The sequence below is a fragment of the Desulfoferrobacter suflitae genome (assembly GCF_022603395.1).
Classification (GTDB): domain Bacteria; phylum Desulfobacterota; class Syntrophobacteria; order Syntrophobacterales; family Syntrophobacteraceae; genus Desulfoferrobacter; species Desulfoferrobacter suflitae.
Window position 1 is genome coordinate 62407 of record NZ_JAIBKA010000011.1, and the last position, 13172, is coordinate 75578.

The following is a 13172-nucleotide window of genomic DNA, read 5'->3' on the forward strand; positions in this document are numbered from 1 at the left end:
TTCAAGGGAAGTGCAAGTCCGTCGCTGGGTGAAATGAGGCAGGAAAGCCCAATGGCCCCGCCTCTTTTGCATGCCGCTGAAGACAGTTTTATTCTGCTTCCTTGCCGGATTGTCTGGCGAGTCGCAGGGTTCTCCACGAGATGCTGTCACATACCTGACAGCGGGGCAGCTTTTCTCCTTCCCGGCAACATTCGTGCTGGTTGGCGCAGGCATTACAACGGTATACACCCGCCTTGACTTCCGTGCCGGCTTCGATGTGTTCTCTTGCCATGAGTGATTCCTTTCCAACCAACCGCCGATTTCAATCCTCGACCGCCGAACCGGGACCGCGAACCGGACGAAACATTTTCTTGCCGGCCCCACATACGGGACATTTCCAATCCTCGGGCAGATCTGCAAAATGGGTACCCTTCGCTACCTTGCCTCTGCGATCGCCCCGATCGGGATCATACAAACAGCCGCAGTTGGTCGTCTGACACTGGTACATGTCTTCTGGTTTTGCCATCGTGTTTGCTCCTCAGTGTGAATGACCGCACGCTCACGCCCATTTTTGAATCATTGCGCTGAAGAAAATGGGCTCCAATGAATTTTCTACCGACATCAACCTAATACCAATTGCTCAGGAATCAATCCTCGATATCATTGTCACCTGCAGCTTTTTCTATGTTTTTCTTTGAGCGATCAATATAATGGAAGAACTTTTCAGAATTTCGATAGCCGGGAGATTGACCGAGCCTGACAGTTCAGAATCATGCGTCTGTGTGCGAAGGTATCGCATCGTCATTGCGAGGCAAGGCGGCATGCAGAACAGCGCGTGCCCGCTGGACGTCTGCCGCCTCGGCAGTGGCTGGCCGGCATGTGCAACCGAGGTGATCCGCCAATTTTCACACAGGCCCCCAAGAATAACCGGAGGAACGGAGATGAGAGTTCTGATCGTCGATGACAAGCCGGAAAATCTCTACCTGCTTGAAGCCCTTCTGATGGGCAATGGTCACCAGGTGCAGGCGGCGGCCAACGGGGCCGACGCCCTCGAAATACTGCAGGCAGGCGGGATCGATCTGATCGTCAGCGACATCCTCATGCCGGTCATGGACGGGTTTCAGCTGTGCCGCAGGGTCAAAGGCGACGACAGCCTGCGCGCCATTCCGTTCATTATTTACACGGCCACCTACACCAGTCCAAAGGATGAAGCGTTCGCTCTGAAACTCGGTGCCGACCGGTTTCTTCTGAAGCCCTGTGAGCCTGATGTCTTCATGGCGGTGGTCGAGGAGGTGATGACCGCCGCCATGCCGAACAGCGCTCATGCATTTGGCGAACCGTTGCAGCAGGAGGAGATGCTCAAGCTGTACAACGAGCGATTGGTGAGGAAGCTGGAACAAAAAATGTTTCAGGCGGAACAGGAAATCCAGACGCGCCTGGCCGTGGAAAAAGCGCTTCGAGCAAGTGAAGAAAAGTATCGCAGGATCACCGAAAACATTTCGGACGTAGTCTGGATTGCCGACCTCGACCTGAAGACAATCTACGTCAGCCCATCCGTCGAACGTTTGTTGGGAGAACCTGCGGAGGCGCATCTTCAGAGGACACTGGAGGAAAGGTTTCCCGGCGATTCCCTGAGGTCCATTCGCGAGGTTCTGGCCGAGGAACTGGAAAAGGAACGGGAGCCGGACTGCCACAAGAGCCGTTCGCGATTGATCCAGGTGCAACAGCACCGGGCAGATGGCAGCCTTGTTTGGGTGGCCATCAATGTATCCTTCGTGCGGGATGAAAAGGGAACCGCTGTAGCGATACAAGGAGTCATTCGCGACATCAGCGAGCAACGACGGATCGAAGTTGAACTGCGCCAACGGGAGCGCTATCTGAGCGCCATGCTCGCGACCATGCAGGACGGCTTCCTGGAGCTCGATGCCGAGGGGAAGTTGACCGATGTCAATGAGGCATACTGTCGCATGTCGGGCTATAGCAGGGAAGAAATTTTGCAGCTTGCGATCTCCGACCTGGACGCGGATGAAACTCCAGCTGACGTCGCTCGCCGCATCACGCGCATTCAGACTGATGGGGCAGACCGTTTCGAAACACGTCACCAACGCAGGGACGGCAGTCTGTTTGACTTGGAAATGTCCGCCACCTGGATTGCTTCGGATCAAAAATTTGTCTGCCTGGCACGCGACATTACCGAACGTAAGCTGGCGCAGGAGTCCCTGCGCAAGAGTGAAATCCAGTACCGTTCCATCTTCGACCTTACATTCCGCAGTTACCACTCATTAAATAGATGAATTTGTTGTGCATAGACCCCTGGACATTCAGGGATCACTCCTGTATGAATGCGATTGGAAGTCTGCATTCGACTATTCAACCGCAGAGGAGACAGGATGATCGAACCCCGGGAGATCGAAGTCTATGACGTTTACCACCTTCCTATCATCAAAGCCTATGCCGATCGGATCGACCTGGTGAGCACGATCAACCGGCTGGTGCCAACCAAAATGAATATCGATCCGGGAACCCTGGTATTGGCCATGGTGCTGGATGCCGTCTCGGGCCGACACCCGCTTTACCGCATAGACAGCTTCTACCGGAACAAGGATATTGAGCTGCTTCTAGGTCGCTCTGTTGATATTGAAAAGCTCACAGACGACAATTTCGGCCGAGGTCTGGATCAACTGTACAAGGCCAACACATCCCGTCTCTTTTCAGCGATTGTGATAAATGCTTTGCGCTCCTTCGATGTTCCCTCGCAACACATTCACTTCGACACCACCAGTGTGAATGTCTTCGGGCAATACAACTCAATGACTCCGGACGTGCCCAGTACCATCAAGATCACTAAGGGACACAGCAAGGATCACCGGCCGGATCTCAACCAGTTTGTGGTTTCATTGCTTTGCACGGGCGGTAATGTTCCCATTTTCTCCAAGCTCGAAGACGGCAACGCTTCAGACAAGAAGCTCAACAATGGCTTGCTCACCGAAATCTCCAAGAAACTGGCCGACGTAGGTATTGACCCGGCTGCTTCCATCTACATTGCCGATAGCGCTCTCGTTACTGAAGAAAACCTGCGCCTGATGGGAGATAAAACCCATTTTATCTCTCGTCTACCGGCCACCTTCGGCGAACATCAACGCTTGATCGAGCACGCCGTTGAGAGCCAGTCCTGGCAGGATTACGGCATTCTTGCCGCAACCGCGCCCACCCGAAACCGTCCCGGCGTCCATTACCGGGGTTTTGAGACCAGCGCGACCCTCTACGGGCAAACTTACCGAGCCGTCGTCGTACATTCCAGCGCTCATGACCGACGCAGACAAAAACGACTGAATCGTGAGGTCAAGGCAGAGTATTCCGCATGGTCTAAAAAACTCGCACAGATCGAAAAGACCTTCTATTTCTGCATGGCGGACGCCCAGGCAGCAATGGCCAGACTTCAAACGGAAAACCTTCGTCTTCACGACCTCCAGTTCGCCATGGAAGAGAAGCCTCTCTATGCCAGAGGAAGGCCAAAGGCCGATGGCACACGAACCGTAAAACAAATGCGCTATGCCATCACTGGTACCGTTACGCAAAAGCCTGAGGCCGTCAACACGATACGCGAACAGGCTGGATGTTTTGTCCTGATTACCAACGTCCCGGTCGAGGGACCACCCAACAGCGACATCCTTTACGATGGCAAAAAGATCCTTCAGGCCTACAAGGATCAGAATGGCATCGAGCACAACTTCAGTTTCCTCAAAGATCCCGTAGTCATCAACTCGGTCTTCCTCAAAAAACCCGAGCGCATCGAAGCCCTGGGGCTGATCCTCGTGATCTCCCTCCTGCTCTGGCGCCTCATAGAGTTCAACATGCGCACCCATCTGGAAAAACAACAGACGACCATCCCCGGCTGGGACAACAAACCCACAGAACGGCCAACCACCTTCATGATGACAACAAAGTTCGACAACATTCGCGTCATAAAGATTCGACGCCAAAGGACTCTCAACGGACGTCTTTCACACGTCCAGGAGAAGTACCTTCTGGCACTGGGGGTGACCAGCACCATTTTCACTCAACCGGCTCGCTCTCATATATCGACAGGATAACGATGACGCCCTTCAGAGGTAACATGGCTGGCGCAGTTCATAATTACCCATTCATCACCGGCACAACTGCGGAATGTAAGTTCGACAACTCGCTGGATGCCATTTTTCTGACCGTGCCGGATGGCTCAATCCTTGAGGCCAACCCGGCGGCCTGCAAAATGTTTGGATGGAGTGCCGAAGAAATACGAAGGATTGGTCGTAGTGGTCTGGTGGATGTCACCGACCCGCGTTTAGTCAGGGTACTGGAAGAACGGGCGCGGACCGGCAAAGCCCACGCGGAGATCACCATGATCCGTGCGGATCAGAGTAGATTCCCCGCTGAAATTACCTCCACGGTATTTACCGTGGAGGACGGACAGCGAAGAACCAGCATGATTGTGCGTGATCTCAGCGAGCGCAAGCGGGCCGAACAGCGCATCGAGCATCTGAACCGTATTCTGCGATCAATCCGCGATGTGGATCAGTTGATCGTGCGTGAGCGCGACCCGGCCGTCTTGATGCGGGAATGCTGCCGACTGCTGGTGGACAATCGGGGCTATGATTCCGCCCTCATCGTGCTGACGGACGAAAGCGGTCTGCCCCTGTCCTGGGCTGCGTCGGGAATTGCCTCGACCTCGGAGTCGTTGAAGGCCTTGCTTGGAGGTGGTGAGCTGCCGCCCTGTTTCAGTGCCGAGTGCAACGGGGAGGTGCTGCTGATTGATGACCGGCAAGGTCTTTGCCGCACTTGTCCCATTGCAGTGAACTGCGCTGATACGAGGTCCCTCTGCGTTGAGCTGATCCACGAGAGAACCGTCCTGGGTCATTTTGTTGCCGCCCCGGACCATTGTTTGAGTGTGGAGGAGGAGGTACGCAGTCTTTTTGCCGAAATGGCGCAACACCTGGCTCACGCTCTCTATTCTCTGAAAATGGAATCCGCCCACAGTGAATCGGAAAGGAAGCGCCAATCCCTCGAAGCCCAACTGCACCAGGCGCAGAAGATGGAATCCGTGGGCCGCCTGGCCGGAGGGGTGGCCCACGACTTCAACAACATGCTCAGTGTCATCATGGGATATACCGAAATGGCCCTGGCCAGGATGGACTCCAATGATCCCCTGCGCGAATACCTCAAGGAGATCTACACGGCCAGCAGGCGCTCGGCCGATCTCACCCGGCAACTGCTGGCCTTTGCCCGCAAGCAGACGATTGCCCCAAGAGTGCTCGATTTAAACGACGTCGTGGAAGGCAGCCTGAAGATGCTGCGGCGCCTCATAGGCGAGGATATCGATCTCGCCTGGATGCCGGGTCGGGATCTGTGGCCGATCAATGTCGACCCGTCACAGATCGATCAGATCCTCGCCAACCTCTGTGTGAATGCCCGGGATGCCATCAAAAGCGCAGGTAAAATCATCATTGAAACGGGCACCAGACATTTTGACCAGGACTATTGCGCCGACTACGCCGATTGTGTTCCGGGTGACTATGTGCTGCTGACCGTCAGCGACGACGGTTGCGGCATGGACGAGGAGACGCAGGAACACCTTTTTGAGCCCTTTTTCACCACTAAAGGAGTGGGAGAGGGCACCGGACTTGGACTTGCCACGGTCTACGGCATCGTCAAACAGAACAATGGCTTCGTCAATGTTTACAGCGAGCCGGGGCAAGGGTCGACATTCAAGATTTACTTGCCCCGGCATAAGGCCGCAATGGAACAGATGACCACGGAAGACGCGGCGGACTCCTATGCGCGGGGAAGCGAAACTGTTCTGTTGGTGGAGGACGAACGGTCGATTCTGACAATGGCGAGGAAAATGCTTGAACAGCTTGGCTACACCGTGCTGACGGCCAACACTCCCAGCGCGGCCCTGCGCCTGGCCGACGACTGCCAGGGCGAAATTCATCTGCTGGTGACCGACCTGGTGATGCCCGAAATGAACGGTCGTGTGCTGGCCGAACGGCTTCATGCCATTTATCCCAGTGTCAAGATCTTGTTCATGTCCGGCTACAGTGCCAGTACCATCGCCCACAGAGGGGTACTGGAAGAGGGTGTGCATTTCATCCAGAAGCCGTTTCTGAAAAAGGATTTGGCGGCTAAGGTGAGAGAAACACTGGACAGGAGCCAGCATTGACAAGAGCGATGCCGGTGCGAACACTGCCGCGTATCATCCTTTCCCCCCTCGCTGTTTGACGGCATGAACAGCTTTTGAGCTCCTTCTTGGCCTCATCTTGCACTTCGCTTGATACAGTCCCACACAATCAAGTGGCCGCATTCCGCAGGTTGCGTGGAGTCACGCATAGCGCGTGACGAAATCCAATATGGGCTGGCCGGACTGGGGTGGTTGTCGGGTTTTGCTGCGCTCTACCCAACCTGTAACCGTTCACCATACAGCTTTTTATGAACCACGAAGGCGCAAAGAACGCCAAGGTTCGCAAAGGTTGCGCCCCTTAGGGAGGATTCTTTGCGTGTCTCTGTGCCCTCCGCGTCTTTGCGGTGCACGATTACCCCAACCTGCGCTCTACGCTCTGGAGAAGGACAGTTGCTGCGATCTCTTACCGTTTGAGGGCATGTCGATTGCGCTGCCCGGCCGGCTTCTGGAGACCATGGTTGCACTGCTCTGGCCGTTTCCTTTGTCACAGCAGCAGCAACATCATGATGGACGACGGGTCAAGATCGGCGGGATTGGCTTGTCTGAAATAGCGGGCTCCCATGTCGACGCGTGTGCCGTCCGGGTCCCTGGGGGATGCCGGATCACCGCTGTCGATGCAGGGTGATTTGCCGGCATCGGCGATTGGATAATTGGGCCAGGACAGATTGAAATCACCGGCGGCCGGATTGGCAAAGCGCGGATCGACCGCTATGCAGCCCGTTCCGAACCACGGCTCGGCGGAACCGCCTTCGGCATCCGAGTAGGTCATGGCAAGAGGGCCAGCGCCCGATCCGTAAGAATAATTGAGCTCGTTTGGCTGGTCGTGCCACAGGATATTGTTTTTGAGGGTTGTCTGAGCGGTGCTTTGGTCGAAATAGAGATACATCCCGCCCCCGTCTGTCGATGCCGAGTTGGCATAGTGGGTATTGTTGGTACAGAGCAGTGTGCCGTTGGTCGTGGCGTAGGAAAGACCTCCCCCCACATTTCCAGCGGTGTTGACGGAAAAGGTATTTCTGGTGAAACTTGTGCTTGCTGACTCCGTCATGACCATCAGCCCCCCTCCGTTGTTCGCCGCCTCATTGGCTCGGTAGTTGTTGCCCGAGATGACGGCCGTTCCGACGAGCAAGGTGAGCGACGCTCCCCCTCCATCCTCAGCGGAATGGTTGTTGCCGTAGCTGTTTTCGGTACAATTGAGCGTCCCGCTGTCGATGTAGATCAGGCTGCCTGCGCCGCTGCCCACCAGGGTGGAGTTGCCGGAAAAACTATTTCTGTGGAAGGCCGCAGAGCCGCTGTTGTTGATCCGCACAATGCAGCCGCCCCCGCCCAGCCCTGCCTGATTATTGGTGAAGGTGTTGTCCTCCATGGTCACCTCGCAAGCCGCCCCCATCTGATAGGTCATGATTCCTCCGCCGTCCGGATTGCTGCCACCGGACGCGGTATTGCTTTCGAAGGTGTTGTGCCGCACCGTGATGTGACAGGTTGCATGGCCATAGAGCATTGCTCCGCCGCCGTCGCCGTAGTAATCGTAGCCCCCGGAGTTGACCACCTGATTTTGTTGAAACAGGGAGCGGGTCAGATGGATGCCGCCGGTGACGGTTCCGACGTAGAGCCCCCCGACATTGCCGTTGCAAGCGTTGCGCCGAAACGCACAGGAAGTGACCCATATGGGGCCGCTGTCGGAGCCGAGATTTACGCCGCCGCCGATGCTGTCGTTGGCGGTGGCGGCATTGTCGTTGAACTCGCAATTTTCAATGGTGATGGAAGCGGCGCTGGTGGCAGCTTGCAGGGCACCTCCACTGAGTGCGGTCGTGCCGTTTTGAAAGGTGATGCCGCGCAGTAGAAGTTGAGCGCCTGATTGTGATGTGGCCAGGGTGAGTATTTGCCGGGCGCTTCCGCCATCCAGCCTGGTGCTGCCGATGCCGGCCCCGACAATGGTCAGGGAATGAACCCCGCCGGAATGGTAGGTGAGTGTGACGTCCACATGGTACGTCCCTGTGGAGATATTGATGAGGTCATCCTCATCATTGGCCGCAGCTTCGTTGAGTGCCGTTCTTAACTGCTGAACCGTTGACACGTTGAAGGTTTCGCCCATGGCGTGTCGAGCCGTACAGTTCAAAATCATGGCAACCGCCAGCCAACCCCAGAAAACCCGAGATTTTTTCATCGTCGAATCCTCCCTTAGCTTCCTGCATCACAATTTGTAAAAAGCAAGAAGGTCACCCGGTTTCTCCCTTTTACAAGACATATCATATGCTGCCGTCTGTTAACAAAAGGCAAATCAGGTTTGCCCCTCGCGGTGTGATTTTGACTGCTCGTGCGTGCAGGCCTGGACCGCGGGGGACTTTATTCTGGCTTCTGACTCCCCGATTGGGTATTCTCATGGGAACAACCCGGTCACTTGCAAAGGAGCCGACATATGACTGATCAGAAACCTCTCACCCAAAGAGACGAATGGAAAGCTCTGCAGAAGCATTATGAGGAGACGAGAAACGTTCATCTCAGGGATTACTTTGCCGCAGATCCGCGGCGTGGTGAAAAGATGGCTGTGGAAGCGTGCGATCTCTACCTGGACTACTCCAAGAACCGCATGAGCGAAGCAACGCTCAAACTGCTGATCAAACTGGCCGAGGCCGTGAACCTGCGACAGCAGACGGAAGACATGTTTACCGGTAAGAAAATCAACATCACCGAGGGTCGGGCGGTTCTGCACACCGCTTTACGTGCGCCCGGGAGCGAGCGGATTGAAGTGGACGGGGTCAATGTTGTGCCCGAGGTACACAGGGTTCTTGAAAAAATGCGCACGTTTTCCAGCCGCGTTCGGTCGGGCGAGTGGAAAGGCTTTACGGGCAAGAGGATAACAAATGTCATCAACGTGGGCATCGGCGGTTCGGATCTGGGGCCGGCCATGGCTTATGAGGCGCTCAAGTCCTACAGACACAAGCACATCCACTGTCGGTTTGTGTCGAACATCGATGCCACTGATTTTGTGGAAGCTGTGTCCGACTGCAATCCCGAGGAGACATTGTTCGTCATATGCTCCAAGACCTTCACCACCCTCGAGACTCTGACCAACGCCCACTCTGCGCGCCGCTGGCTGCTCGATGCTGTGGGTGACAAAGCAGCGGTACGCAGGCATTTCGTTGCCGTATCGACGAACGATCGGGAAGTTGAAAAATTTGGAATTGACCGGGACAACATGTTCGAATTTTGGGATTGGGTGGGAGGTCGCTATTCCTACGATTCCGCCATAGGACTGGCGCTCATGATTGCCGTCGGCGCAGACCGTTTCGATGAAATGCTGGCGGGTTTCCGCTCCATGGACGAGCACTTCAGGACGGCACCCTTCGAGCAGAATATTCCCGTTTTGCTGGCCTTGATCGGAATCTGGTATAATAATTTTTATGGGGCCCAGACGCATGCGGTGCTGCCCTACAATGAGTATCTGGCACTTCTGCCGGCTTATCTGCAGCAATTGGATATGGAAAGCAACGGCAAGTCGGTGGACCGAAACGGGAATCGTATCGGGGCCTATCAGACCGGTCCAATCATTTGGGGGCAGCCTGGAACCAACGGGCAACACGCCTTTTATCAGCTCATTCACCAGGGAACCAAGCTCATCCCCTGTGACTTCATAGGGTTTGCGCAGTCCAACAACCCGCTGGGGAACCACCATAACCTGCTCATGTCCAATTTTTTCGCCCAGACAGAGGCGCTTGCCTTCGGCAAAACCCGGGAGGAAGTGGAATCTGAAGGGGTACCCGACTTCCAGGTGCCTCACCGGGTCATGGACGGCAACCACCCCAGCAATTCGCTGCTGGCCGTGAAGCTTACCCCCCGGCTCCTGGGAGAACTGGTGGCTCTCTATGAGCACAAGGTGTTTGTCCAGGGAGCTGTTTGGAATGTCAATTCTTTCGATCAATGGGGTGTCGAGTTGGGCAAGGTGCTTGCCAGGCGCATCGTGCCGGAGCTCGATGCGAAAGAGACCCCACAGCTTGCCCATGACAGCTCGACCAATGCTTTGATCAGCAAGTACCGCCGCTGGTGCAGGGATTAGGGATTAAGCGCCGTGACCCAAACTTTTTGCGGTTTCGAAGCCGCCAGGATGAATCGTAGCTTCAAATAATTAAGTCAGAAAACCCCCTTTTTGAAGCGATGCTCCTTGTAGCTGAAGATCGCCCCGTCCGGCGTGATTTCTTCCAGTTTCAATCCGGGCGCTACTTCTTGTCCTTCCCGGGTCATTTGGCCGTTGATGCTGACCATCCGATCTTTCGGCTGCTGGGAAAAGACCAGAAAAGAGAGCTCCAATTTCGGCATTTCCTTTTGGATTGCCCTCGGCAGATCCTTCAAGCCCGGCACCTGAGGCTTTTCCAGGGCGGGTGCCGCTTTGGGCTGAGCGCTGCCGCGTTCGGCTGTTCCGTCTCTTATCATCAAAGCCTTCTCGATCATTTGCGAATTGAGCTCGGCGAGCTTCTCAACGGACATTGCATTGCCGGCCGCACGCTTCTCTGTACTGGGGGCATGGGCAGATTTGGCCTGCTCCAGTGGTTTGGCCGGCTGGGTTGGCATCGGCGCATCGACGGTCTTTGCGGTCACAGGTTTCTTTGCGACTTTGCTTTGAGCAGGCCGAGGATCTCGCCTTTCAGCGGCCGGGGCAATGTCCGTGCGGTCGGGCTCCACCCGGGGGGAATGGGTTTCCATCGCTGTCCCGGGCGAAGACTGCGGTGTCACGTGCGGTTTCGACACTGCCGCTGCGGGCACGCCGTTCTCATCGGCCGGAATGACTTTGGCCAAAGTCTCTTTACGGTTTTCCCCGGCTTTTTCCTGTCGGGCCGCGCGCAGGTCCGGGGTGGCTGCCGACCAGGGCCGCAGCCAGTAAAGAATCAATCCCGCATTCAAAAGCAGGGCAAACAACAGCAGACCAATCCACCACGGTCGCCTGCTGGACGCAGGTTGCGGGGTGGCATGAACGGTCTGCAATCCAGGAGCGGCACCGCGGTTGCGTTCCTGATCCGATTTCTTGAGCGCATCCAGAATGTACGACATGGCTGTCAGCCCTTGTGGTCACGATTCAGCAGGGGGGCATGCGACCCCGCCGCGTTATTTAACAGGATCAAGGTCTGCGGACCAGCGATCCCGTCGGGCTGCAGGCCGCTACTCAGCTGAAACTGTTTGACGGCGGCTTGCAGTGTTGCGTCAAATATGTCGCTACTGTCGCCCGGGTCATCCATTCCCTGCCAATGGGCGAGCTGTTGACGCAGCCATGCAACCGCAGGTCCTTGATCCCCCATCTTGAGGAGACCTTGATAACCGGGCGGGGTTCGCCAAAGCAGGGTATAGTCGCCCAGCCAGTGCAGGGCGACGGCCTTGATCGCAACGGTGAGCTTCTTGGAAGCCACCAGGAATTCAGCCCGTTCCCCGCTAAGTGCAGTTAAAGTAGCGTAAAACTCACGCCCCTGTCCATCAAAGAGCTGCAAAATGGCAGGGCGATTGAATTTGCGCAGATCGTCAAGGCCGCCCTTGCCTGCAAGACATTGCAAGCCTTGCGCTTCAGCCTGACGGCATGGCGACAGGCTCTCATCGGGTGCGAAAACGGCTCCCCAACTGTTGAACAGGTCCCTGTAGGCAAGCCCTTCACTGGCGGCCATGGGCGGGTCGGCGGGCCACGTGAGGTTAGCTCCGGAATCGTCGGTTTGGGCCGATTCGGCGGTGCGGTTCTGCTGTTCCTTGGCCGTTGCCTCCCGCTGAGGCTCAAACATTGGTTCGGGTTCATTGGGAGGAATAGTCCGGGCAGGTTCCGGCGAGTCTTTGAGAGCACTGCTCGTCCCGGGTCCATCCTGTGCGGTGGCAAGGTCGCCTGTGACGATCGCTGTTGCAGGGGCGTCTGCCGCACCGGCAGCTTCATTCTCCCGGTCTGTTGATTGAGCGTTATGTTTGACGGCAATTTCCTTTTTCACGGAGGTACCCGACTGAACCGGTGAGGATGACTCGGATTGGCTGGTCGAGAACTTTTCCTTCTGCCCGTCACGCGGGGCAAAATGATAGTATCCGAATCCCAGTAAAGTGCCCCCCAGCACAATAACCCCAGTAATCAGTGCCCAAAAAGAAATCGCCGCATGTCGCCCGGCCCCACTCATTTTCGGCGCTGTCCCGAAGACTTCCCGGGCCGCTTTCTTCAGGGTGGCCTGATCGACCTTTTCTTTTCCTTCCACATAGCAGCCGAGCAGGGCGCGATCACTCAATACGTTGATCAGTCGGGGGATTCCTTTGCTGAGGCGATACAGCTGGTTGAGGACGGCAGCCGGAAAAATAGGGCGGCGCGCACCGGCAACCGTCAGCCGATGGTTTACATAAGCTGCTACTTCAGCGCGGCCGAGCGGTCCCAAATGATGGCGGGCGACAATGCGTTGGGAGAGCTGGCGCAGTTCCGGGCGGGCTAGTTTGTCGCGCAGTTCCGGTTGACCCAGCAGGATGATCTGCAGGAGCTTGCGCTGATTGGTTTCCAGGTTGGTGAGCAGACGGATTTGTTCCAGCACATCGCTGTTGAGATTCTGGGCCTCATCGATAATGAGCACCGCTTTGCGATTGTTGGCGTGCACCTGCAGCAGGTAGTTATTGATGAGATCCACAAAGACCTTGATGCTGATGGTCCCCGCAGGATAAGCAACGCGGAATTCATCACAGATGGTGGACAGCAGTTCTTCGACGGTGAGTTTAGGATTGAATATGAATGCCACATCACAGTTTTCCGGGATCTGTTCGAGCAGGCACCGGCAGATGGTGGTTTTGCCGGTTCCCACTTCACCCGTGAGCATGACAAAGCCGCCCTCGCTTGCTATGCCGTAGAGCAGATGGGCGAGGGCCTCGCGATGCTGGTCGCTCAAATACATGTAGCGGGGATCGGGGGCGATCGAAAAGGGATTCTCATTGAGGCCAAAATAATCGATATACATGGACATCTAATGCCGAACACCTCGCT

At 56.0% G+C, this 13172-nt stretch carries 9 protein-coding genes; 4 read left to right on the forward strand and 5 right to left on the reverse strand.

Going from position 1 to position 13172, the window contains the following annotated elements:
• Positions 1-88: 88 nt before the first annotated feature.
• Together K1V27_RS17820 and K1V27_RS17825 are read right to left on the reverse strand one after the other, a co-directional pair.
• Complete coding sequence (locus K1V27_RS17820; RefSeq protein WP_258931412.1) at positions 89-271, reverse strand: hypothetical protein; 183 nt, start codon at positions 269-271, stop codon at positions 89-91.
• 30 nt (positions 272-301) lie between these two features.
• A complete protein-coding gene (locus K1V27_RS17825; RefSeq protein ID WP_309574025.1) occupies positions 302-505 on the reverse strand; it encodes a rubredoxin in 204 nt (67 codons plus the stop codon).
• 415 nt (positions 506-920) lie between these two features.
• Here K1V27_RS17825 and K1V27_RS17830 point away from each other — a divergent pair, with 415 nt between their 5' ends.
• The 3 genes from K1V27_RS17830 to K1V27_RS17840 all read left to right on the forward strand — a co-directional run bounded on the left by K1V27_RS17830 (position 921) and on the right by K1V27_RS17840 (position 6178).
• The gene (locus K1V27_RS17830) at positions 921-2273 is read left to right on the forward strand and encodes a response regulator (RefSeq protein WP_258931413.1); all 1353 of its coding nucleotides are present in this window, start codon (positions 921-923) and stop codon (positions 2271-2273) included.
• Positions 2274-2369: 96 nt separating this feature from the next.
• Positions 2370-4073: an IS1634 family transposase gene (locus K1V27_RS17835; protein ID WP_258931414.1), complete on the forward strand. Its 1704-nt coding sequence runs from the start codon at positions 2370-2372 to the stop codon at positions 4071-4073.
• 23 nt (positions 4074-4096) lie between these two features.
• Positions 4097-6178, forward strand: coding sequence for an ATP-binding protein (locus tag K1V27_RS17840; RefSeq protein WP_258931415.1), 2082 nt, complete (start codon positions 4097-4099; stop codon positions 6176-6178).
• Between the two features lie 502 nt (positions 6179-6680).
• Here the strand turns inward: K1V27_RS17840 and K1V27_RS17845 are convergent.
• Complete coding sequence (locus K1V27_RS17845; protein WP_258931416.1) at positions 6681-8360, reverse strand: right-handed parallel beta-helix repeat-containing protein; 1680 nt, start codon at positions 8358-8360, stop codon at positions 6681-6683.
• Positions 8361-8612: 252 nt separating this feature from the next.
• Here K1V27_RS17845 and pgi point away from each other — a divergent pair, with 252 nt between their 5' ends.
• Positions 8613-10250 carry a glucose-6-phosphate isomerase gene (gene pgi / locus K1V27_RS17850; protein ID WP_258931417.1) on the forward strand — a complete coding sequence of 546 codons (1638 nt, stop codon included), beginning with the start codon at positions 8613-8615 and terminating at the stop codon, positions 10248-10250.
• Between the two features lie 74 nt (positions 10251-10324).
• Here the strand turns inward: pgi and K1V27_RS17855 are convergent, their stop codons facing one another.
• Together K1V27_RS17855 and K1V27_RS17860 are read right to left on the reverse strand one after the other, a co-directional pair.
• A complete protein-coding gene (locus K1V27_RS17855) occupies positions 10325-11239 on the reverse strand; it encodes a general secretion pathway protein GspB (protein ID WP_258931418.1) in 915 nt (304 codons plus the stop codon).
• Positions 11240-11244: 5 nt separating this feature from the next.
• Positions 11245-13152 (reverse strand): ExeA family protein, encoded by a 1908-nt coding sequence (locus K1V27_RS17860; protein ID WP_258931419.1) that lies wholly within the window; start codon positions 13150-13152, stop codon positions 11245-11247.
• Positions 13153-13172: the final 20 nt, after the last annotated feature.

Coding starts and splice junctions, on each gene's coding strand:
- K1V27_RS17830 (WP_258931413.1), top strand. CDS start 921: ATGAGAGTTCTGATCGTCGATGACAAGCCGGAAAATCTCTACCTGCTT.
- K1V27_RS17835 (WP_258931414.1), top strand. CDS start 2,370: ATGATCGAACCCCGGGAGATCGAAGTCTATGACGTTTACCACCTTCCT.
- K1V27_RS17825 (WP_309574025.1), bottom strand. CDS start 505: ATGGCAAAACCAGAAGACATGTACCAGTGTCAGACGACCAACTGCGGC.
- K1V27_RS17860 (WP_258931419.1), bottom strand. CDS start 13,152: ATGTCCATGTATATCGATTATTTTGGCCTCAATGAGAATCCCTTTTCG.
- K1V27_RS17845 (WP_258931416.1), bottom strand. CDS start 8,360: ATGAAAAAATCTCGGGTTTTCTGGGGTTGGCTGGCGGTTGCCATGATT.
- K1V27_RS17840 (WP_258931415.1), top strand. CDS start 4,097: ATGGCTGGCGCAGTTCATAATTACCCATTCATCACCGGCACAACTGCG.
- K1V27_RS17855 (WP_258931418.1), bottom strand. CDS start 11,239: ATGTCGTACATTCTGGATGCGCTCAAGAAATCGGATCAGGAACGCAAC.
- K1V27_RS17820 (WP_258931412.1), bottom strand. CDS start 271: ATGGCAAGAGAACACATCGAAGCCGGCACGGAAGTCAAGGCGGGTGTA.
- pgi (WP_258931417.1), top strand. CDS start 8,613: ATGACTGATCAGAAACCTCTCACCCAAAGAGACGAATGGAAAGCTCTG.